Raw genomic sequence first — 23,647 nt, 5'->3', positions numbered from 1 at the left:
TAGCAGTATGGTTAGTACAAGAGTCAATATTCCCGGACATCAAGTTAACGAAGAACTCTACAATGGTTCCAAAACTCTGGTTTATCGCGGGTATCGAGAAACTGACTCCTTACCAGTGGTGATTAAACTGCTGAAAAATCTTTATCCGAGTTTCAGTGAACTGGTGCAGTTTCGTAATCAGTACACCATAGCTAAAAATCTCAACTCACCTCTTTTTATCCAAACATACAGTCTGGAACCCTACCAAAATGGCTATGCGTTGGTAATGGAAGACTTCGGCGGGATTTCTCTGAAGGATTGGGGAGTGAAGGGAATCCGACAATCTCTACAAGAGTTTTTAGAAATAGCGATCGCACTGTGCAATGCCTTAGATATACTCTATCATCAGCGAATTATTCAAAAAGACATCAAACCTGCCAATATTCTGATTAATCCCGAAACCAAACAAGTTAAATTAATTGACTTTAGTATTGCATCTTTACTACCACGGGAAACCCAAACACTAATCAATCCCAATATCTTAGAAGGGACACTCGCTTATATTTCCCCAGAACAAACAGGAAGAATGAATCGCGGGATTGACTACCGGACTGATTTTTATTCTTTAGGTGTAACTTTCTACGAATTATTAACGGGAGAATTACCGTTTCAATCAAACGACCCGATGGAGTTAGTGCATTGTCATATTGCAAAACTTCCATCAAATATGAATAAACCTCACCCGCATAAAGCACCCTCTGCTTACCAAGGAGAGGGTTGGGGTGAGGTTGCTTTGACTATTCCCCAAGTTCTTTGTGATATCGTGATGAAATTGATGGCGAAAAATGCTGAAGATCGCTATCAAAGTGCATTAGGAATTAAATTTGATTTAGAAAATTGTTTAATTCAACTTCAAGAAACTGGTGAGATTAAGAGTTTTTCAATTGCCCAAAGGGATGTCTGCGATCGCTTTATTATCCCTGATAAACTCTATGGACGAGAAACAGAAGTAGAAAACCTACTCCAAGCATTTGAAAGAGTTAGCCTTGGTGCCACAGAAATGATGCTGGTAGCTGGTTTTTCGGGTATTGGTAAAACCGTTGTAGTTAACGAAGTTCATAAACCAATTGTCAAACAACGAGGTTATTTTATTAAAGGGAAATATGACCAATTTCAACGGAATATTCCCTTCAGTGCATTTGTGCAAGCCTTCCGGGATTTAATGTGGCAATTGTTAACAGAAAGCGATGCTCAAATCCAGCAATGGAAAAGCCGCATTTTAGCAGCTATTGGAGAAAATGGACAGGTAATTATTCAAGTTATCCCCGAATTATCAAGAATTATTGGTATTCAACCAGCAGTACCAGAATTATCAGGAACTGCGGCACAAAATAGATTTAATTTATTATTTCAGAAATTTACCCAAGTCTTTACCAGTGTTGAACATCCATTAGTGATGTTTTTAGATGACTTGCAATGGGCTGATTCGGCATCGCTGATGTTAATGCAGTTATTAATGGCTGATACAAAGCATCTTTTCTTAATTGGTGCTTATCGTGATAACGAAGTCAACCCATCACATCCGTTAATCTTGACTTTGAATGAGATCCAAAAAACAGCAGCTACAATTAATACGATTACTTTAGCACCACTGAGTCAAGGGCAAGTGAATCAATTAGTTGCTGATACACTTAAATGTACAGAAAATTTGGCATTACCTCTTTCTGTATTGGTATCTCAAAAAACTCAAGGTAATCCATTTTTTGCTATCCAGTTTCTCTACGCATTACATCAAGATGGATTAATTGAATTTAACTTGGAGTCAGGATGTTGGCAATGTGATATCACACAAATAAATCAGCAAGCGGTTACAGATGATGTTGTTAAGTTCATGGTATTACAATTACAAAGACTGCCTCAATCAACTCAAAAGGTATTGCAGTTAGCAGCTTGTATTGGCAATCAATTTGATTTATCAACTTTGGCAATTGTTTCGGAATCATCAGAAATTGAAACGGCTGCTAGTTTATGGAAAGCTTTACAAGAAGGGTTGATTTTACCCATTAGTGATGTTTATAAGTTTTATCAGGGAGAAGCTCATGATAAATTGGCGCTGTCAAATAGGAATATCAAGAAACAATTAGCCAAATATAGATTTTTACATGACAGAGTACAACAAGCTGCCTATTCTCTAATTCCTGATAACCAAAAACAAGCAACTCATCTCAAAATTGGCCAATTACTTCTACAAAATTCCTCTGTGAGAGAACAAGAGGAAAAACTGTTTGATATTGTCGGGCATTTGAATCTAGGACAAGAGTTAATTACCGAATCAAGCGAACGAGAAGCCTTGGCTCAACTTAACTTGACAGCAGGAGGTAAAGCCAAAAATTCTACCGCTTATGTTGCGGCCAGAGTCTATTTACAGACTGGGATTGAGCTACTCACAGCCAACTGCTGGCAAGATCAATATGAATTGACCCTCAGTCTATATGTTGCCGCTACCGAAGCTGCTTACTTGAATGCTGACCTTGAAGGTATGGAACAGATAGCGGTACAGGTGTTGCAATCAGGCCAGACGATTTTAGATAAAGTTAAAATTTACGAAATTCAAATTGCTGCCCAGACATCTCAGAGCAGACTATTAGAAGCTATTACACTGGGCAGAGATGCACTCTTAGAATTGGGAGTTGAGCTATCTATCGAGGCAAACGATGCTGAGATTGCTAAAACTCTACAAGTTCTTGCCAGTCAACTCGAAGGCAAACGAATTGAGGAACTGGCTGACCTACCAGTGATGACTGATCCCCAAGCAAAAGCAGCCATACAATTGTTAGGAATGTTGTTTTCACCTATTATCCAGAGAATGCCGGGTTTATTGCCCCTAGTTAGCTCGAAAATGGTGAGTCTATCGCTTCAGTTTGGGAATACACCCGCTTCCACGATGGGGTATGTGCTTCACGGAATGGTGCTGTGTACCTTTTTGGGAGAGGTCGAAACAGGCTATGGCTTTGGGCAATTGGCATTGAATTTGCTCGATCGATTTGATGTGCGGGAATTCAAATCCATGATTCTAATTTTGTTTGGCGGCTTTATTCAGCATCGCCAAGAGAGCTTTAGGGCAACGATACCGATACTGAAAGTTGGTTTTACGTCTGGTATGGAAACTGGCGATTTTTTACACGCTGGTTATAACGTTTGCTGTTACAGCTATGCCGGCTTTTGGACTGGTGCTGAACTAAGCAATTGGGAATCAGATATCGCAAATTACAACGCTGTCTTGACTCAGGTGAAGCAACATTCTGCTCAGACCCATTTAAATCTTATGCGGCAGACGGCAGAGAACTTCAGGGAAACCCGGATTCAGCCGGATTGTTTGAGTGGCACTATCTATGATGAAATCATGATTCCCAAGCATCGCCAGGCTAATGAACTTTCGGTGATGGCCGAGATATATATCCACAAACTTTTACTTGCCTATTCTTTTGGTAACTACAAGGCTGCGAGCGACTACATTGACCAAGCCCAGCAGTATTTGATCGCAGTAGCAGGAGTGATTTTTGCGCCGATTTTCCATTTCTATGCCGCCCTGACGCACCTGGCACTATTTCCCAAGCCAGAAATTGAGCTTTGTGTAATTCTCGCTCAGGTAGAAATCCATCAAACGACTCTGTACCAATGGGCGCAATATGCTCCCATGAATCATCTGCATAAATGGCATTTAGTTGAGGCTGAAAAACAACGAGTGTTGGGCAATAAAACAGAAGCACTTGAACATTACGATCGCGCCATCTCTCTCGCCAAAGAAAACGAATACGTTAACGAAGAAGCACTTAGTAACGAACTAGCAGCCAAATTCTACCTCGACTGGGGTAAAGAAAAAGTCGCCCAAGCATATATGCAAGAAGCATACTACTGTTACGCTCGTTGGGGCGCAAAAGCCAAAATAGAACACCTAGAAAAAGGCTATCCCCAACTACTTCAATTCATTCTGCAACAGCAACGAATTAACCTCAACTCCCTAGAAACTATTAGCTTTAATGAGACTTCTTCATTTTTTCACAGTTCTAGTACTAGCAGCAGTATTCCCAACGTTCTAGATTTTACCTCTGTCCTGAAAGCCGCTCAAGCTATCTCCAGTTCTCTAGAATTAGACACACTCATCGCCAGTCTCACCCGTATTATCCTAGAAAACTCTGGCGCGAACAAATCTGCACTAATTCTTCCCCAAGAAAAGGACACTGCCGTGCGGGGGTTGCCCCCGTTGAGTCAAGTGTCTGGTGATACTTGGCAAGTTAGGGCAATTACCTTTATTGCTCATGAGGAAATACAAACCATTCTTGAGCCACAATCACTCTTCAATTGTCAAGATATTCCCGTAAATATTATTCATTACGTCAAAAATACCCAACAAACAGTTGTAATTAATAATTGTAAAACAGATATTCCTGGTTTAATTGGCAAGTATATGCTGCAAGATCAACCCCTGAGTGTATTTTGTACTCCAATTCTTAATCAAGGGCTGATGATGGGGATTCTCTACCTAGAAAATAGCTTAACTTCTGGCGTATTTACTAGCGATCGCTTGAAGATAATTAACCTCCTGTCGTCTCAAGCAGCAATATCCCTAGAAAATGCTCGACTATATCAACAAGCAGGAATTGCATTACAAGACTTACAACAAGCACAATTACAAGTTGTTCAAAGTGATAAAATGTCTGCATTGGGTAATTTAGTTGCAGGGATAGCTCATGAAATGAATAATCCTTTGGGCTTTATTTATGCCAGCCTCCAACAAGGTAAACCCACCATTGCAGATATTTTTGAACACTTGAAACTATATCAAGAAAGTCTACCCAATCCAGGTGATAAAATTAAAGAACATGCCAAAGAAATTGACTTGGATTATACCTTAGAAGATTTACCCAAGATTATTGATTCAATGGTAATGGCGTGCGATCGCCTGGAAAATATCAGCACTAGTTTAAGAACTTTTTCCCGCGCTGATAAAGATTATAAGGTGTCGTTTAATATCCATGAAGGTATAGATAGTACGATTTTAATTCTCAAACATCGCCTGAAAGCAAACGAACAACGTCCAGCAATTGAAATGATAACTGATTATGGCAATTTACCTAAAATTGAATGTTTTCCTGGACAATTAAATCAAGTATTTATGAATCTTCTGGCAAATGCCATTGATGCGCTGGATGAATCAAATATAGGACATAATTTTCAGGAAATTAAGGTCAATCCCAACCGAATTATAATTAAAACATCCCTAAAAAGTGAGGGTGTGAAAATTGCGATCGCTGATAATGGTCAAGGAATGAATGAATCAGTGAAACAAAAGATATTTGACCACTTATTTACTACAAAAGCTGTGGGAAAAGGCACCGGATTAGGATTAGCGATCGCTCGTCAAATTGTTGAAGAAACTCACAGTGGTAAATTGAGTTTTAACTCTGTTCTGGGTGAGGGTACAGAATTTATCATTGAAATTCCTTTGTAAATTTTTGCTCTTTTGGTAAACAACCTCAGATATCCGGGAATACTAAATCTAAAAGCCTTAAGAATTTAGCAGCATGGTTAGTACTTTTGTCATTATTCCCGGATATCAAGTAAGTGAAGAACTCTACAATGGTTCTAGAACTCTGGTTTATCGAGGGTATCGAGAGACTGACTCCTTACCAGTGGTGATTAAACTGCTGAAAAATCCTTATCCGAGTTTCAGTGAACTGGTGCAGTTTCGTAATCAGTACACCATTACCAAAAATCTCAACTCACCACTAATCATCCAAACCTACAGCCTAGAACCTTACCAAAATGGCTATGCGTTGGTGATGGAAGACTTTGGAGGGATTTCTCTTAAAGAATGGGGAACAGGGGAAAGTCTACGAAATCTCACGGAGTTTTTACAGATAGCGATCGCACTCTGTAACACCTTAGATATATTGTATCGAGAACGTATTATTCATAAAGATATCAAACCCGCCAATATTCTGATTAATCCCGATACTAAACAAGTTAAATTAATTGACTTTAGTATTGCATCTTTACTACCACGGGAAACGCAGACACTAATCAATCCTAATGTATTAGAAGGTACACTCGCTTATATTTCTCCAGAACAAACAGGAAGAATGAATCGGGGGATTGACTACCGGACTGACTTTTATTCTCTGGGTGTAACTTTTTACGAGTTACTTACTGGAGTTTTACCTTTTGCATCAAACGATCCAATGGAGTTGGTACATTCTCATATTGCAAAGCAGCCACCAAATATGAATAAACCTCACCGGCATAAAGCACCCTTTCCTTACCAAGGAGAGGGCTGGAGTGAGGTTGATTTTCCTATTCCTCAAGTTCTTTGTAATATTGTGATGAAATTGATGGCAAAAAATGCCGAATCTAGATATCAGAGTGCCTTGGGATTGAAGTTTGATTTAGAAAATTGTTTACATCAGCTATAAGTTGATGGTAAAATCAAGGATTTTGAGATTGCGAAACGGGATGTGTGCGATCGCTTTATTATCCCCGATAAACTCTATGGACGAGAAACAGAAGTATCAACCCTACTCCAAGCATTTGAAAGAGTTAGCCTGGGTGCAACAGAAATGATGCTGGTAGCTGGTTTTTCGGGTATTGGTAAAACTGTTGTAGTTAACGAAATTCATAAACCAATTGTGCGGCAACGCGGTTATTTTATCAAAGGAAAATATGACCAATTTCAACGTAATATTCCCTTTAGTGCATTTGTGCAAGCCTTTCGAGATTTAATTGGACAATTGTTAACTGAAAGTGATCTCCAAATCCAGCAATGGAGAAACAAAATATTAGAGGCTGTTGGAGAAAATGGACAAGTAATTATTGAAGTTATCCCCAAACTATCAAGAATTATTGGTGAACAACCACCCAGCATAGAATTATCAAACAAATGACAAAAGACATAGACGCGCTAGCGGCTACTCTTCGAGAACGCCAAGGGCGAACCCGCATGGTAGGACAAACGGCAGCTTCATATAGATTTTTACATGACCGAGTACAGCAAGCGGCTTATTCCCTGATTCCCGATGAGCAAAAAACAGCAACTCATCTCAAAATAGGACAGTTACTTAGAGAAAATTTCTCACCAATAGAGCTTGAGGAAAAACTGTTTGATCTTGTCGGGCATTTGAATTTAGGAATGGAGTTAATTACTCAACCAAGCGATCGCCAAGCATTAGCTCAACTGAATTTGAAAGCTGGAGTCAAGGCGAGAAATTCTACAGCTTACGCCGCCGCCAGGGATTATTTGCAAACGGGGATTAAGCTATTACAAACAAACTGTTGGCAACATCAGTATGAATTGACTCTGAATCTCTATGTGACGGCTGCGGAAGCTGCCTATTTAAATGGTGACTTCGAGGGCATGGAACTCTTAGCCGCAGTGGTATTGCAGCAGGCAGAGACAATTTTCGACAAAGTTAAAATCTACGGCATTCAAATCGCGGCCCAAGCGGCTCAGAGCCAAATGTTAGAGGCGATCGCGGTGGGAAGAGAGGCACTAAGTCAATTAGGGGTGGATCTCCCAAATGCGCCAGATGAAGCCGAAATCGGCAAAGGACTACAAGAGCTTGCCAGCCTTCAAAGCGGCAGAGAGATTACCGGGCTGATTGACCTGCCTGTGATGAGCGATCGCACCGCCCAAGCCGCGATGCAATTGTTAGGAGTGTTGTTTTCACCAATGCTCCAGGTTATGCCAGGTTTACTGCCCCTCTTGAGCGCGAGGATGGTGCGGTTGTCGCTCCAGTTTGGCAATGCTCCCGCCTCGACGGTAGGATATGCGATTCATGGAATGGTGCAGTGTGCCTTTTTGGGCGAAGTCGAAACAGGCTACGAATTTGGTAGATTAGCGCTCTCCTTGCTGGAACGGTTGAAGGCTCAGGGCATGAAGTGCCTCACTCTACACCTGTTTGGGGCTTTCATTCAACATTACCAGCAAGCACTCTTGGCGACGATACCGACGCTCAAAGATAGCTACACAACTGGCATGGAAACCGGCGATTTTCTCTACGCTGGCTATAGCATAGCAGTTTACGCCTATACTGCGCTGTTCGCCGGTCTAAACCTGGACACGTTGTCACCCGAATTGGCTGCTTACAGTGCTGCCCTAGCTCAGGTGAAACAAGATTCGCCGAATATTTTTTTGGACATAGTGCGGCAAACGGTGCAGCATTTGAGAGAAACGGTGAGCCAAGTCGATTGCTTCATGGGCACTATCTACGATGAAACGGTGATGCTGCTGAAGCACCAGCAAGATAATGATCTCACGGCGATCGCCGTTGTCTACATCTACAAACTGCTGCTTGCCTACTCATGGGGCAATTATCAGGCTGCCCTCAACTACATAACTCCTGTCAAGTTCTATTTGATGGCAGTATCGGGATTGGTTTATATTCCCATTTTCCATTTTTATGCCGCACTAACGCACCTAGCACTCTTCCCGACACAGCCAGAAGCAGAGCAAGCTGAAATTCTTCTTCAGGTGCAAACCCATCAAACTATTCTGCACCAGTGGGCGCACAATGCCCCGATGAATCACTTGCATAAATGGTATCTAGTCGAGGCTGAACGTTATCAAGTTTTGGGTGAAAAAATCGCCGCCATTGAGTGTTATGACCAAGCCATAACTCTTGCTAAAGAACATCAGTTCATCAACGAACAAGCCTTAGCCAACGAACTCGCAGCTAAATTCTACTTGGAATGGGGTAAAGAGCAATTTGCTCAAATTTACATCACAAATGCTTACTACTGCTATACTCGCTGGGGTGCTAAAGCCAAAGTTGCTGACCTGGAAAACCACTATCCCCAACTCCTCGCCCCCATCCTCAACCAAACCCGTTCTCCCTTCTCCATTAGCGAAACTATCTTCGCCTTGGGAAGTGACACATCCGCCACTTCCAGCAGTAGCAGTGTCTCTGTGGCTTTAGATTTAGCTGCCATTCTCAAAGCTTCTCAAGCGATCTCAGGCGAAATCGAACTGGAAAAACTGCTTTCATCGTTGCTTTCTATCCTCATCGAAAATGCGGGGGCTAATAAATGCGTGTTAATGCTCATGCGAGACGAACGCCTGCTGATCAAAGGGTCAATTATTGAGGGTTCGGAGCCAGTCGTGTTGCAGCGCCTTCCCATTGAAGACAGCCAGGACATTCCTCTGAAGCTGATTTACAAAGTGAAGAACAACAGGCAGACTGCTGTGCTGCTTGATGCGATCGCCGATCCGACATTAGCCAATGACCCCTATATCATGCATCAGCAGCCTAAGAGTATCTTGTGTAGCCCGATTTTGCATCAAGGTAAGTTCCTGGGCATTTTATATCTAGAAAATAATTTAGCGACGGGGGCGTTCACGAGCAATCGCGTTGAGCTGCTAAATTTACTCTGCGCTCAAGCGGCAATTTCCATAGAAAATGCCCAACTTTATCAGCGATCGCTAGAAAATGCCCAACAGCTAGAGCAGTCATTCGCCGAATCGCAGGAAAAATCAGAAGATTTGCAACAAGCATTGCAAGATTTACAACAAGCTCAATTACAAATGGTGCAAAATGAGAAAATGTCTGCACTAGGCAACTTAGTTGCTGGTGTAGGTCACGAAATGAATAATCCCCTCAGTTTTATTGCTGCCAGTCTCAAACAAGCTAAACCTACCTTTGCCGATATTATCGAACACTTGAAACTTTATCAAGAAAATTTCCCCAACAAGAGTGAGGAAATTATTGACCACGAGTCAGAAATCGACTTGGAATATAGCTTAGAAGATTTGCCCAAGATGCTTGATTCCATGTCGATGGCGTGCGATCGCCTGGAAAATATCAGCACTAGTCTCCGCACTTTCTCCCGCGCTGATCAAGATTATAAAGTGCCATTTAATATCCACGAAGGCATTGATAGCACAATTTTAATTCTCAAACATCGCCTCAAAGCAAACGAACAACGTCCGGCAATTGAAGTGATAACTGATTATGGTAATTTACCCCAGGTTAAATGTTTTCCTGGCCAATTAAATCAGGTATTTATGAATATTTTGGCAAATGCCATTGATGCGCTGGATGAATCAAATACGGGACGGAGTTTCAAAGAAATTAAGGACAATCCCAACCAAATTATAATTAAAACCTTTGTGGATAATCAGGGCGTAAAAATTGCGATCGCTGATAATGGTAAGGGGATGAGTGAATCAGTCAAACAAAAGATATTTGACCACTTATTTACTACAAAAGCTGTGGGTAAAGGGACGGGATTGGGATTAGCGATCGCTCGTCAAATTATTGAAGAAACCCACGGCGGCAAATTGAGTTTTAACTCAGTTTTGGGTGAAGGTACAGAATTTATAATTGAAATGAAGTTCTAAAAAAAAAATTAAACAGGTAAATCAGCAGCGCTCTGGATGTTTTCTAATATTAAATCAGGGCTACTACGTTTAATCAAGCCAGTTAGAACTTTACCAGGGCCAATTTCAATTACTTGCTGGATACCCTTGGCTGGTAGTTGCAGAGAAATTTCTCGCCATCTTACAGAACCAGTCATTTGTTTATTCAAGCGCTGCTTTAAAATCTCGGCATCAATAGACGGAATTGGTTCGACATTAGACAACACTGGTACAATCGCTGGCTGAAATTCCACAGATTCTAGAATGTCTTGGAATTGGGCAGCTGCTGGGGCGATTAAATGTGAATGAAATGCTCCAGAAACTTTTAGGGGAATAGCACGCTTTGCTTTAACTTGAGACAGCACCGCTTGTACAGCCTCAGTCGTGCCTGAAATTACCACCTGAGCCGAGCTATTGTCATTTGCTAGCACCACATCAGGCGTTTGGGCAATAACTTTTTCCAACTGTTCGGGGTCAAAGTTTATCAAAGCCGCCATCATTCCACCGACGGCACTATCCATAAGTTCCGCACGACGCTTCACCAGATATAAACCAGCCGACCACTCAAAGACACCCGCAATATAAAGGGCAGTATATTCTCCCAAACTGTGACCAGCAACTAAATCTGGCTGGTGTCCTCGTTCTCGGAGCAGGTCAGCAAGAATGCTTTCTACCACATAAAGAATTGGCTGGGTATATAGCGTCTGTGATAACTTTTCTTCTTCGTTTTGAGAGATTTCTGTTACAGACCAGCCCAAAATTTCCTCAGCTTGGGCAAGCTTATCTTTAGCGGTAGGTATATCTAATAAGTCAATTCCCATTCCCAGCGCTTGGGAACCTTGTCCGGGAAACACCCATGCAGTTTTAGTCATTAGTCATTAACAAAGAACAAAATATTTACCGAATTTTAGATTTTAAATTTTGGATTTTGGATTATTCAATTCAAAATTTAACAAGGTCTGAGAGCAAGCGAATTTCAACGCCAGAACAAATCTAAAATCTAAAATTCTTGATCGCGGGTGTGCATTCATGTGTGGGATCAATCTAAAATCTAAAATCCAAAATCCAAAATCCAAAATTGAGTCACCTTCCCCATTGAAAAATTGCCGCGCCCCAGGTAAGACCGGCACCAAAGCCGGATGCAGCAACGATGTCATTGGGTTTAATTTTACCTTGCCGCACTGCTTCATCCAAAGCTAAGGGAATGGAAGCAGCAGAGGTATTTCCGTAGTGAGCGAGATTACTGATAACTTTATGTTCTGGGACATTCAGGCGTTGGGCAACGGCATCGATAATTCGCTGATTAGCTTGATGCAATAACAGCCAATCTATTTGGTCAACGCTGAGGTTGGCTTGAAACAAGGCTTTGTCAATGATTTCTGGCACTTTTTGGATAGCAAAGCGGTAGACTTCTTTGCCGTTCATAGTAATGGGTTGATAAGTGCCTTTAGTGATATTTACACTGGGGAGCAGTTCTTGGGAAGCGCCTGTATATGCAAGATTGAGGTGATGGTTTTGAGTGCCATCACTTTTGAGTGCAAATCCTAACAAGCGATCGCTTTTGGCAGCCTGCAATACTACTGCACCTGCACCATCACCGAACAATACACAAGTACCCCGATCTTGCCAATCTACCCAGCGAGAGAGGATGTCTGCCCCAATCAAAAGTACATTTTGATAGACTCCTGTTCTAATGTATTGGGCTGCTGTAACCAGACCAAACACAAAGCCGGAGCAGGCAGCAGTCAAGTCAAAGGCTACTGCGTTGGTGGCTCCCAATTGAGCCTGTACTTGACAAGCACTACCAAACAAATCATCAGGGGTGGAAGTCGCTAGCAGAATCAGGTCTAAGTCTTCTGGTTTAATTCCCGCAGATGCGATCGCCTGACTGCTGGCGGCAGTAGCGAGTACACTCAAGGACTCAGATGGCAGCGCTAATCGCCGTTGACGAATTCCAGTTCTTGTAGTTATCCACTCGTCTGATGTTTCAACCAGTTCAGTCAATCTCTGGTTGTGTAGGCAAGTTGCTGGTACTGCCGAGCCACTTCCGGTAATTGCTACGCCTAAATTTTGCACTCCTAATCTCCAAGCTATCAGCTTTTTGCCTTTTCTCCCTTGTCTTTTGTCAGTTGTCCTTTGCAAATGACTAATGACTAATGACCAATGACTAACCGCTCTCGCGCTCTAGGATATATTGGGACTGAATTCGTTGTATCACCTGGTTGTCAACGGCTTCTTTGGCCATGCGAATTGCATTAAAAATTGAAGGAGCTTGTGAGCTACCGTGACCGATAAAACAGACTCCTGCCACGCCTAACAGCAAAGCGCCGCCGTGTTCGGCGTGATCCATTCGCTGCTTAACCCGCTTCAGGTTTGGTTTTAAGAGTGCTGAACCAATTTGACCATGCAATCCTTGGGGTAATTCTTCCCGCAGAATTTGCAGAATCACTTCTCCGACTGCTTCGGCAAATTTTAACAATACATTACCCACAAAGCCATCGCAGACAATTACATCAAAGCGACCGGAAAGCACATCACGCCCTTCGGCATTGCCAATAAAATTAATTTGGGAATTTTCGCGGAGCATTTGGTGGGCGCGGACGGCTGCATCATTGCCCTTAGAGTCTTCTTCGCCGATATTCAGCAAACCTACCTTAGGTTCAGTTGTACCCAAAACATACTGACTGTAAACCGATCCCATGACACCAAACTGCTCTAAAAACTTGGGACGGCAATCGACATTTGCGCCAACATCAAGTACCAGCACTGGCTTACCAGCAATAATCGTGGGAAAAACTGTCCCGATCGCTGGGCGGTCAATTCCCGGTAATCGTCCTAAGCGGAGTAAAGCTGATGCCATAGCTGCCCCAGAATGACCGGCAGAAAATACCGCATCTGCCTGTTGCTGCTTGACCAAATCCATGGCCACATTGATAGAAGCCTTGCGTTTGCGTCTAACTGCGTTTAAAGGCTCTTCATCCATTGCGATCGCTTCCTCCGCAGTCACGATCTCCACCTGCCCTAAATTCGTTTTTGGCGGCAAGGCAGCTTCTATTTGTTGGGGATCACCAACCAACAATATATCTACACCCAATTCTTCCCGTGCTCGCATTGCGCCAGCAACGATTTCACCGGGTGCGTGATCCCCTCCCATTGCGTCAATTGCGATCCTTACGCGAGTCGATCTCATTGCTCACAGCTTCTAGAAACCTTACAAATTTTACCAGATGGCTTTGCCGAAAAAGCTTAACTTTCTGACCGCCAAATTAATTCTGTTACTATTGCAACAATTTTTGCTGGCAAGCTCAAGATAGCACGAATTGTTCGGTATTGGGCATTGGGCATTGGGCATTGGGCATTGGGCATGGATTATTCTCCTTGTCTCCCTCATCCCCCTGATCTCCTGCCGCTCCCCCTACTCCCATTCGGCTACGCTCACGGCAAGCCTACTCCCCACTCCCCAGCACCCAATTAACTAGCGTCCGAACGCCGTAACCGGTTGCCCCTGCGCCGTTGTAGCCATTTTCTTTATCTGTCCACACAGGTCCTGCAATATCTAAGTGCGCCCAAGGAGTTTCTTTGACGAATTGTTTGAGGAAAAGGGCGGCCGTAATAGCACCACCTGGACGCGGGCCTGTATTTTTCATGTCCGCAATGCCAGACTTTAGCCCTTCAAAATATTTTTCTTCCATTGGCATCCGCCAAATTTTTTCCCCTGAAGTTTCAGCAGCTTTCTCGATCTGGGAAGCGACAGCATCATCGGGAGTGTACAAACCAGCAATATCATCACCCAAAGCTATGACGTTGGCACCAGTTAGGGTGGCTAAATCCACGATCGCATCTAAGCCCAGTTTGTCGGCATACACTAAGGCATCTGCTAGGGTTAAACGTCCTTCAGCGTCGGTGTTGTTCACTTCGATTGTTTTGCCATTCGATGCTGTGAGAACGTCTCCAGGGTGCATGGCGTGACCGCTAATCATGTTTTCAGTCGCCGCCGAAATAAAGTGAACTTCAACATCTGGCTTGAGTTGAGCAATTGCTTTTGCTGCGCCCAAGGTGGCAGCTGCACCGCCCATATCCATTTTCATGGTTTCGATGCCGCTACCAGCACCTTTAATGTTGAGTCCGCCAGAATCGAAGGTTACACCTTTGCCAATAATTGCTAATTTCTTTTTGGGTGTACCTTCTGGCTTATAAGTCAAGTGAATAAATTTAGGTGGCAAATCGGAAGCTTGGGCTACTCCTAAAAAAGCACCCATACCCAACTTTTCACAGTCTTCTCGTTCCAGAATTTGCAGTTGTAAACCGTGTTCTGTGGCGATCGCTTGAGCAGTTTCGGCTAAAGTAATTGGTGTTACCGCGTTAGCTGGCGCTGCTACTAACTGTCGTGCCAAAATTACCCCGGAAACGATTTGATTGGCGCGGATGATGGCGGCTTCTTGTCCACCAAAACCTAGTAAATCTACGGTTTCTATTTGTGATCCTTTATCTTCTGCTGGTTCAGATTTAAAGCGAATATCTTCGTAAAGTGCTAATTCGACACCTTCGGCGATCGCTTGGGCACTGGCTGCTGGATCGTTGTTCCATAATGGAAAACTAAATGCCAGAATTTTGCTTTTTTGCTTTTTTCCTACTCTGGCTACCGCCGCCGCCGCACGGCGTAGAGAATCTAGGTTTAGTGCTTCTGGTTTTCCTAAACCTACTAAAATCAATTTCCGCACTTGGCTACCAGCATTGACACGGGTGAAAATAGTGCTGTTGGCTTTACCTTTAAATTCTTCTTCGGCAATCAGTTCTTTTAAAACCCCGGAAAACTTTTGATCTAAAGTAGCCAGTTCTCCGGTTAACTCTACGGCATCTTCAAATAATCCAATTGCCAAACTATCGCCCGCCCACTCTAGCAAAGGCTGATCACTAGGTTGAATTGTCATTTTGGGATTTTGTGTAAATATTCCTTCCTGTACCAGTATTGCTCAAAATTCTTGTTTCATGGTGAGGGGAGTGGGGAAGGTGGGAACCCCACTGGGGATAAGAGGTAATGGCGAGTGAGCGAGCAAGGGACATTAGGTATAATTTAGCGTCTAAATACTTATAGACTTATACCATTCTGGAGAGTATTCGGAATTTAGAATATCTACGGTGATTATATAATAAACACAAGTATAAAAAAACAGTGTTTTTACTTTAATGTTGCGATGATGACTCGATATACTCTTGAAAATGTATGATATTTTAACCTAAAAGAGTCAGGGTAAGAAGAATGGGTAAAAGCCTAAAAGAAAAAATTAAAGAACAGCCAATAGAAAGCCAAATTAAAATTGAAAGCCGCGCTCAAAAATTAATAGCTCAGGAATTAAATAGACAAAAACTTAGACTAGATAAACAGCAACCTAAAGCTCGATTAAGAAAGGTAAAAGGTTTGAAACAAAGAGAAGTAGTTATATTTGGAAAGATTAATCACAGAACATTAATTTAGTAAAATACTACAAAAGCCTGCCAAACTCGAACGACTTGGCAGGCTTTAAAATTATTAAAAATGTTTAGCCTCATTCAACCTTATTCAACCTTTTGAATCATCTTGAAATGGCTAGTTCTGTCTTTGAGACTTGTGAACTCCGTTCATAACTCCACTTATTTACCTCCTGCTTTCCGCCCAATGCCCTATACCCCAATTGCATTTGTGTCAATGTCAAATTTCCTGGCGATCGCTTTGATTATTTCTTGCTCAACTGGTGTAGTCTGATGATCAAGCTGGGCAATTTTCTCACACTGAGCCAACAAAGGCATAGCAAAATCACGATTTAGCTGATTGAGCAATATATCTAAAGACTTAGGTGATTTGATATTTTGGGCAATGACATCCAACGAGGTAGGACTGAGCTTTAGAGCTTGTAATTCTGGCAAAATTTCTTTCCAAGTCTTTTCGGGATGACTGGCTAGAATCATGTGGACTAAAATTTGATCCATGATCGCTTCTTGAGCGATCGCACTTGACAAATATTTCTCACTTTCGGCTTTTAATGTTGCCAATGTCTGTGGCGATGTCAGTGAAGTTGATTCATCCAGCTTGGCTTCATAAAATCGACAAGCAGCATACCCCAATGAATAGATCATCGTCGCATTTGAACTAGCTGCGATCGCTACACCCGCCAAAGGCACATTTCGCAGCAAGCCTAATCCCGCAGCTTTCAAAAGACGCTCTCCACCCAAAGCCAAACCAAAAATTGCTAAAACTTCACCTTTACGGGCAGGATCTTTTAAATCTAGCCCGTAGACAGATGCAATTTGATAAAGCATTTCTGACTGCAATTTTGTTGTCGCTGTTAAATCAATTGCAAACAATGCCACTGCTATTCCTGGCAAAATACTAGTTGCGAGTCCAACTGTGGCTGCTTGAGTTGCTTTTTCCACCATGATTCGGTGAGCAATCTGACTAGGTGATTCATTGGGATACTGTTGCTTGAGCTTATTTACCGCAACTTCTGCTTTTTCCAAATCAACAAGGTTAGTAGTACCAATTAGCCAATTGAGATTTAACACTCCAGATAGTTTTCTAATTAGCCAATTTTCGTTAAGGCGATTTACAATTTGACCGCTAGTTTGAGTTGTTTGTTCAATTAACTTGTGTGTTTGTTTCGCCGTCGCTTCTCCCACCCCTACTGCTGTGTCAAAAACTGCTTTGCCAGTCTGAGCAACAGTTTCAACAAAAGACTCTAATCCAGACGGTTTATTTTCTACCGATGATTGAGCCTGGATTTTTACTTCTGAAGTTTCTCTGGGTGAATTAACTAATTTATTCACCTCTATTTTTTGGGGTTTGTCTGCCATTGCTTGATACCATCTTGTAAAGCCTCTCTCTTTAACTTGTAGCGAAAGTGTGAGTGGCTTGACATCCGTCTATAAACGTAAATATCAGTTTAAGAGCAACTATTTTATTGTCTGAATAACTGTGTTAATCCATCAAGAATAGGAACATATTGCTCAGGGGTGAGTGTTCTTGCCACCAACAACTGTTAGCCCAACTCCAGGGATATATTCTGCTGGGTTGCCTTTTGGCTGTCCTTGGAAACCCCAATCATAAGAGTCTTCTTGAAGCAAATTTCCTTCGCCTTGGTTAATTTCTAGCAATATTGCGTGTAAATAACGAAATACCCGCACGTGCAATCGCTAAAGCTTCAGAAAGCTACGAAGTAAAAAAGCCATTAGTTAAAGCCATCACTAATTTTACTGAAAAAGAAAGATATAGAGATAAATGTTTTCAGGAGTTAAACATACCTTCAGAAAAATTTCCAATAATAATGGATGGAATAAATTGGCTTCTTGTTGACTTTGAATCTATGAATTAAAGAAATTTAAAATGCAATCACTGCTTGTGAAAGCAAGCCTACCCATTTTGGCAAAAGAGCGATCGCTTTCCGAATGCAAGTTCTGAAACCAGATAGCTTTGAGTAGTTAAAGTATTAATGCTTGTGGGCGATTTGCACTCGTAGAGCGATCGCCCACAAGCATTAGCCTTCACAGCTTCACCTTACCTTTTACCCTATCCTCTCATCTCTAACCCCGTACCGATATCAGCATTACTTTCTAAAAAGTTGTTAGCCTTAAGAATTTCATAGAGATTAATATTTTGTTCTAGTAAGCAAGCGTGTCCACAATGGGGCAAGACCACAATCTTGTTATTTGGTAAGATATTCCCTATCCGCTTCACTTCAGTTACAGAAGGTAAAAGGCGATCGCTAGCACCGGCAATCAACAAAACTGGTTGAGTCAAGCGGCCTAACTGTTCCTCATCAACATTAAACTCTCGCAGTAAAGACAACCGCCAATGAACGGTTTCTGGCGGTACAGAACGCATAGTTTTCAACAGTTCATGGCGATCGCTTGGAGAAATGCGTGGCAAAGATGCTAGGAAGGGCAACAACCCCAGTGCGCCAACATCATACAATTCTGATGGCACTAAGTAAGTAAGTTGCGATACCCAACTCAACCAAGGACGAAGATGAAAGGACGAAGCTGGGTTAATTAGGATAATTCGCTTAAATAAATGTGGCGCTTGGATCGCCACTTTCATTGCCAAGCAACCACCAAAGGACTCACCACACAGGTAAACTGGCCTCTCAGGGATTTTTTCTAATTCGGCGTCGATCAAGTCCAATACACTCTTAGTTAGCACATCCCAAGTGTTAAGGTCTTTGCGTGGGATCGCCAAACTGCGGACATCAAAGCCAGTTTCTAACCCAGCAGTTTGCGATCGCAATAGTTGGCCAGTTCCATCCATTCCTGGCAAATATACCAACAAAGGATACTCTGGCTGTACTCTTTCAGGAGTCAGGAAACAAGGGTTTAGCTCAACTTCTGTTATGGTCATTTGTTACTAGTCAATGGTATAAAACTTTTGGAATGCTGATTGTTGCTTATAAAAGCTTCGGTTCTTTTGACCTTAATAGCAACCTTGACGCAGTAAGTTACTAATTTCGCCGTGACAGTGTTCCGTCAGTTCAGCTATAATAGTTCTGGCCTGTTTGCCGTGATATTTTTTCTGCTGTTGGGGTGTAATCCAATAAGGGCGACCGATTAACACCGCAACCCGCCGATAAATTACCAAAGGATGCCAACCACCTTGGTTAAATAAAGGTTCTGAAGGGTCAAATAGGCTCAAAAGCTTTAAGGGGAAGCCAGACGTGTTTACCTCTTCTAAGGAGGCGATCGCGATGGGCAAAACAGCTAAATCCTGCACATCCGCTCGCAATGCCAAATGAGCAAATCCCCGATGAAATTCACCCAGATGATTTGGCACAGTAAATTTCACCATTGGTTCTGTCCCTTCTGGAAATACTCCCACCATCTGCTTCGACTGTAATAGCACCTGCGACTGTGAAAAAAAGCTTTGCAGGCGGTTTTCAGTTTCCTCCAAGGGGAAACACCCCAATTGTCCGGTGACAATCTCCCGCATTACTGGCACTTGTCCCATGTAGTGATGGCAAGCAAAGCGAATCGGACTCGATAACGCCGCCATTAAAACCACTGCATCCATAAAGCTGCGGTGATTACTGACTACCAGTACGCTGGCATCCTGGGGAATGCGATCCTCATAATAGCGAAACATTTGGGTTGAGAATGCCGCCACCAAAGCGCGAGAAATCTCTAGGGGGCTATTTCGACTCATACCTAATCAATATATTTTTCCAGTAAATATGGCAGTTTATCTTAAATTAATTTTTACATTTCTTTACTATTGCCATCACCGTCTTAAGATAGAAATGTCTAATCCACAAAAGCAGCTAGATTTTCTGCCTTGGAAATTATGTATTCCTGAATACAATAATATCATCTAATAGTAACTATTAAAAAAAACTATGATTAGTTAATTTCGATCTTTTAGGCAAAAATGAGATGAATTGAGGCATATTACAAAAGGATTGTTGACCTGATAAATTTGCTAGTATTAAGGTATTATTGGAAAAAATGGGAATAATATTGTATAATTTTGTGATTTTACCGGACAAAGCTAAGATGTAAAACATTTTAATAAGTTAATTTATATTTTGCATGAATCTAGTGAATAAAACAAAAAAGACATTTGCACTAACAACACCACTATATTATGTAAACGATGTCCCTCATATAGGCAGTGCTTATACAACGATCGCCGCCGATGTTGTCGCGCGATTTCAGAGGCTGCTGGGGCATCGGGTATTGCTGATTACAGGTACAGATGAGCATGGGCAAAAAATTCAGCGATCGGCAGAAAGTTTAGGCAAGGCACCGCAAGAGTTTTGTGATGAAATTGTCCCTAGCTTCATTAGTTTGTGGCAGTTACTAGACATTCAATATGATCGTTTTAGTCGGACTACTGCACCTCGTCATGAAGCGATCGTCAAAGAATTCTTTGAGCGAGTCTGGGAATCTGGTGATATCTACCAGGGACAACAACAAGGCTGGTACTGTGTATCCTGCGAAGAATTCAAAGAAGAACGGGATCTCTTAGAAGGACACCGTTGCCCGATTCATACTAACAAAGAAGTCGAGTGGCGAGACGAGCAAAACTATTTTTTCCGCTTATCCAAATATGAAAATAAGCTGACAGAATTTTATCAATCTAGACCAGATTTTATTCAACCAGAAAGTCGGCGGAATGAAGTCCTCAGCTTTGTAAATCAAGGGCTGCAAGACTTTTCAATTTCGCGGGTAAATCTAGATTGGGGTTTTCCTGTACCAACTGATCCCAAGCACACTCTTTATGTCTGGTTTGATGCGCTGCTAGGTTATGTCACAGCATTACTTGAACCAGATGCAGAACCGACTTTAGCAAATGCTTTAGAAACATGGTGGCCGATTAACTTGCACCTAATTGGTAAGGATATTTTGCGCTTCCATGCAGTTTACTGGCCAGCAATGTTGTTGTCGGCTGGCTTACCCTTGCCAGAGCGAGTATTCGGGCATGGCTTTTTGACTAAAGATGGTCAGAAAATGGGTAAAAGTCTGGGTAACACCCTTGATCCGGTGGCGTTAGTTCAGCGCTATGGTAGTGATGCCGTTCGTTATTACTTCCTTAAGGAAATCGAATTTGGCAAGGATGGAGATTTTAATGAAGTTAGGTTCATTAATGTTCTGAATGCAGATTTGGCGAATGATTTAGGTAATTTGCTCAATCGCACCTTAAACATGGTGAAGAAATACTGCGCCCAGAATAATGTCCCATCAATCGGCAATGAAGCAATTCCTGACGAAAATCCTTTGAAAACAATTGGTTTACGTTTAGGTGAACAGGTAAAACAAGCCTACCAGGAGCTAGCTTTCAGTCAAGCCTGCGAGGCCATCCTTTTACTGGTGCAAGCTAGTAATAAGTTTATTGATCAACAAGCTCCTTGGTCATTATATAAGCAGGGACAGCAGGAGACGGTGGAAAAAGTTCTCTACGCAGTTCTAGAATCAGTTAGACTAGCAGCTTATCTGCTTTCCCCAATTATTCCGAACATCAGTAGCGATATTTATCAGCAGCTGGGCTTCGGAATAAACTTTAACGATCAAATACAAAGTTCAGTTATCGCTCCTTTTGTCATCCATTCGACATGGGGGATACTATCGAGTAAACAACAGTTGGGTACACCCCAACCAATTTTTAAGCGAATAGAACCCCCGAAAAGCGATTAGTCCTGATCAAACTCTGATTTTGTTCAATTTCTTATTCTCTCAAAAAATTTATCGTGGCTCAACTTATATTAGCCCCGGAACATTATCATAAGCCGCTGTGACTAGCATCTAAAAGTTGGTAATTTGTATCAAAAATAACAGGGATAAAAATTGAGGTATGACAATGATGTTGAATAATTTTGAAACCGATTCAATTTTTACGCCAGAACAAGTTTTGGAGAATCGGGGCAGGGTTGCCATATTTATAGATGGCTCAAATCTATTTTACGCTGCATTGCAACTAGGGATCGAAATCGATTACACGAAGCTCTTGTGCCGATTAACTGGAGGTTCTAGACTACTGCGTTCTTTTTTTTACACTGGGGTAGACCGGACAAACGAGAAGCAACAGGGGTTTCTGCTGTGGATGCGTCGCAATGGTTATCGAGTCATTGCGAAGGATTTGGTACAGCTACCAGATGGCTCTAAAAAAGCTAACCTGGATGTAGAAATAGCAGTAGATATGATGGCGCTAGTTGATTCTTATGATACCGCAGTTTTAGTTAGCGGTGATGGAGATTTGGCTTATGCGGTAAATTCAGTCAGCTATCGCGGCGTGCGGGTAGAAGTGGTGAGTTTGCGTTCGATGACTAGCGACAGCTTAATTAATGTAAGCGATCGCTACATTGATTTAGAAGCCATCAAAGAAGATATTCAAAAAACCCCTCGCCAAAGCTATCCATATCGGCCGTTATCGGGTATTGGTTTTTTGGAAGACCCCAGAAGTAGTGATGGACATCTAGAAATCCAAGAATAATGGCGCATCAATTTCATCAAAAGGGGAGAGAGGTGGGAAAAAAAATCCAAAATTTCTCCTCCACTCGCTCCTTTGTTCTTTTACCTTTAACCTTTTTTTTGATATTTGGTTTAGTTGCTTGCGGGGGTAAATCCCCCACAGTTTCTCAACAAAATACTGAGGGATCAGCGAATCAAGATAACAATTTAACTTTCTTTGATGTCACCTTAGAACAAGCAGATGAAGTCGGACGACCGATTTGGAAAGTTAGAGCTAAACGGGCGAAATACACCAAAGAAAAACAAATTGGTCAGGCTGAAAGTCCTTATGGTGAACTATACCAAGATGGGAAAGTGGTTTACCAAATCAAGGCAGATGTAGCAGACATTGAACAAAATGGGAAGCAGTTGTTTCTTAAGGGTAAAATATTTGCCACAGATCCTAATAATGGGGTTGTGTTGCAAGGTAATGAATTAGAATGGCGTCCTCAAGAAGATTTGTTGATTGTCCGCAACCAGATTAACGGGAGTCATAAACAACTACAAGCAGTGGCACAGGAAGCGCGAGTTAAAACCCGCGAACAGCGCATGGAATTTTCTGGAGGGGTAGTAGCAAATTCCGTTGATCCCCAGATGCAAGTCATAACCGAGCATTTAATTTGGAAAATCAAAGAAGAAAAATTGATTGGCGATCGCCCCATCCAAATTGACCGATATAAAGATAATAAAATTAGCGATCGCGGTAAAGGAAATTCTGCCGAAGTCAACTTAAAAACGAAAATTGCTACTATTCAACAGAATGCTCAATTAGAATTACTAGACCCACCAGTGCAAATAGCTAGTAACTCTATGACCTGGAACATGAACGCAGAAACTGTGATTACAAATTCCCCCGTGCGGATGTTCCAGCGTGTCGAAAATCTTACTGTTACCGCCAATCAAGGTGAAATGAAAATACCGCAAAAAACGGTTTATTTAACAGGTAATGTCAACGCCATTGGTCAGCGTCGCCAGTCTTTGAAATCTAATTCATTAACTTGGTATTTAGACAATAAGTTAGTTGAAGCTCAGGGAAATATAGTTTATCGGCAAGTTGACCCACCGTTAAATTTTCGGGGTGAAACAGCCGTTGGTAATCTGCAAACAGAAAATATTGTTGTCAAAGGTGGCAGTTCTAGCGGTAGAGTAGTAACAGAAATTATTCCCCAAGAAAAAGCTAATCGTCAGTAGTAGAGTTAGGGGGGATGGAGAGTGGAGGAGATGAGGCAGAAGAACGAGTCTTGTGGGGTAAGGTCTCTAGTCCGCCCAGTTCTTAGGACGGGCGAGACG

The 23,647-nt window shown here is 42.1% G+C and carries 15 protein-coding genes and 1 pseudogene; 7 read left to right on the top strand and 9 right to left on the bottom strand.

Annotated elements, in window-relative coordinates:
* Window positions 1–7: 7 nt before the first annotated feature.
* Both HWQ38_RS26805 and HWQ38_RS26800 read left to right on the top strand, forming a co-directional pair.
* Complete coding sequence (locus HWQ38_RS26805) at window positions 8–5,491, top strand: ATP-binding sensor histidine kinase (RefSeq protein ID WP_292799743.1); 5,484 nt, start codon at window positions 8–10, stop codon at window positions 5,489–5,491.
* Window positions 5,492–5,564: 73 nt separating this feature from the next.
* Window positions 5,565–10,372, top strand: a pseudogene (locus HWQ38_RS26800) (ATP-binding sensor histidine kinase).
* A gap of 8 nt (window positions 10,373–10,380) precedes the next feature.
* Here HWQ38_RS26800 and fabD read toward each other — a convergent pair.
* From fabD to HWQ38_RS26780, 4 genes are all read right to left on the bottom strand, one after another.
* Window positions 10,381–11,262, bottom strand: a complete 882-nt coding sequence (fabD, locus tag HWQ38_RS26795) for an ACP S-malonyltransferase (protein WP_292799740.1) — start codon at window positions 11,260–11,262, stop codon at window positions 10,381–10,383.
* Between the two features lie 211 nt (window positions 11,263–11,473).
* Window positions 11,474–12,466, bottom strand: a complete 993-nt coding sequence (locus HWQ38_RS26790) for a beta-ketoacyl-ACP synthase 3 (RefSeq protein WP_292799737.1) — start codon at window positions 12,464–12,466, stop codon at window positions 11,474–11,476.
* 91 nt (window positions 12,467–12,557) lie between these two features.
* On the bottom strand, window positions 12,558–13,580 hold the full coding sequence (plsX, locus tag HWQ38_RS26785; RefSeq protein WP_292799734.1) for a phosphate acyltransferase PlsX: 1,023 nt from the start codon (window positions 13,578–13,580) through the stop codon (window positions 12,558–12,560).
* Between the two features lie 256 nt (window positions 13,581–13,836).
* The gene (locus tag HWQ38_RS26780) at window positions 13,837–15,321 is read right to left on the bottom strand and encodes a leucyl aminopeptidase (RefSeq protein ID WP_292799731.1); all 1,485 of its coding nucleotides are present in this window, start codon (window positions 15,319–15,321) and stop codon (window positions 13,837–13,839) included.
* A 329-nt stretch (window positions 15,322–15,650) separates the two neighbouring features.
* Between HWQ38_RS26780 and HWQ38_RS26775 the strand changes: the two genes are divergently transcribed.
* Window positions 15,651–15,866, top strand: a complete 216-nt coding sequence (locus HWQ38_RS26775) for a hypothetical protein (protein WP_292799728.1) — start codon at window positions 15,651–15,653, stop codon at window positions 15,864–15,866.
* Window positions 15,867–16,051: 185 nt separating this feature from the next.
* Here the strand turns inward: HWQ38_RS26775 and HWQ38_RS26770 are convergent, their stop codons facing one another.
* Together HWQ38_RS26770 and HWQ38_RS26765 are read right to left on the bottom strand one after the other, a co-directional pair.
* Window positions 16,052–17,218 carry an EcsC family protein gene (locus HWQ38_RS26770; RefSeq protein ID WP_292799725.1) on the bottom strand — a complete coding sequence of 389 codons (1,167 nt, stop codon included), beginning with the start codon at window positions 17,216–17,218 and terminating at the stop codon, window positions 16,052–16,054.
* A 153-nt stretch (window positions 17,219–17,371) separates the two neighbouring features.
* The gene (locus HWQ38_RS26765; protein WP_292799722.1) at window positions 17,372–17,518 is read right to left on the bottom strand and encodes a hypothetical protein; all 147 of its coding nucleotides are present in this window, start codon (window positions 17,516–17,518) and stop codon (window positions 17,372–17,374) included.
* A 2-nt stretch (window positions 17,519–17,520) separates the two neighbouring features.
* Here HWQ38_RS26765 and HWQ38_RS26760 point away from each other — a divergent pair, with 2 nt between their 5' ends.
* Window positions 17,521–17,736: a hypothetical protein gene (locus HWQ38_RS26760; RefSeq protein ID WP_292799719.1), complete on the top strand. Its 216-nt coding sequence runs from the start codon at window positions 17,521–17,523 to the stop codon at window positions 17,734–17,736.
* Window positions 17,737–17,774: 38 nt separating this feature from the next.
* On the opposite strand, the gene HWQ38_RS26755 is transcribed toward HWQ38_RS26760, so the two are convergent.
* The 3 genes from HWQ38_RS26755 to HWQ38_RS26745 all read right to left on the bottom strand — a co-directional run bounded on the left by HWQ38_RS26755 (window position 17,775) and on the right by HWQ38_RS26745 (window position 19,556).
* The gene (locus HWQ38_RS26755; protein WP_292799717.1) at window positions 17,775–17,909 is read right to left on the bottom strand and encodes a hypothetical protein; all 135 of its coding nucleotides are present in this window, start codon (window positions 17,907–17,909) and stop codon (window positions 17,775–17,777) included.
* 21 nt (window positions 17,910–17,930) lie between these two features.
* Window positions 17,931–18,758, bottom strand: a complete 828-nt coding sequence (locus tag HWQ38_RS26750; RefSeq protein WP_292799714.1) for an alpha/beta hydrolase — start codon at window positions 18,756–18,758, stop codon at window positions 17,931–17,933.
* A 72-nt stretch (window positions 18,759–18,830) separates the two neighbouring features.
* Complete coding sequence (locus tag HWQ38_RS26745) at window positions 18,831–19,556, bottom strand: 1-acyl-sn-glycerol-3-phosphate acyltransferase (RefSeq protein ID WP_292799712.1); 726 nt, start codon at window positions 19,554–19,556, stop codon at window positions 18,831–18,833.
* Between the two features lie 383 nt (window positions 19,557–19,939).
* On the opposite strand from HWQ38_RS26745, the gene metG reads away from it, so the two are divergent.
* The 3 genes from metG to lptC all read left to right on the top strand — a co-directional run bounded on the left by metG (window position 19,940) and on the right by lptC (window position 23,548).
* Window positions 19,940–21,544: a methionine--tRNA ligase gene (gene metG / locus HWQ38_RS26740; RefSeq protein ID WP_292799709.1), complete on the top strand. Its 1,605-nt coding sequence runs from the start codon at window positions 19,940–19,942 to the stop codon at window positions 21,542–21,544.
* Window positions 21,545–21,710: 166 nt separating this feature from the next.
* A complete protein-coding gene (locus HWQ38_RS26735; RefSeq protein WP_292799774.1) occupies window positions 21,711–22,340 on the top strand; it encodes an NYN domain-containing protein in 630 nt (209 codons plus the stop codon).
* Window positions 22,340–23,548, top strand: coding sequence for an LPS export ABC transporter periplasmic protein LptC (lptC, locus tag HWQ38_RS26730; RefSeq protein WP_292799707.1), 1,209 nt, complete (start codon window positions 22,340–22,342; stop codon window positions 23,546–23,548). The genes HWQ38_RS26735 and lptC overlap by 1 nt, the downstream gene beginning before the upstream one ends.
* Window positions 23,549–23,647: the final 99 nt, after the last annotated feature.

Source organism: Nostoc sp. NMS7, from assembly GCF_017115085.1.
In the GTDB taxonomy this organism is placed as follows: Bacteria; Cyanobacteriota; Cyanobacteriia; order Cyanobacteriales; family Nostocaceae; genus Nostoc.
The sequence above is the reverse complement of the archived record's forward strand: the minus strand, read 5'-3'. Positions and strand labels throughout refer to the sequence as shown.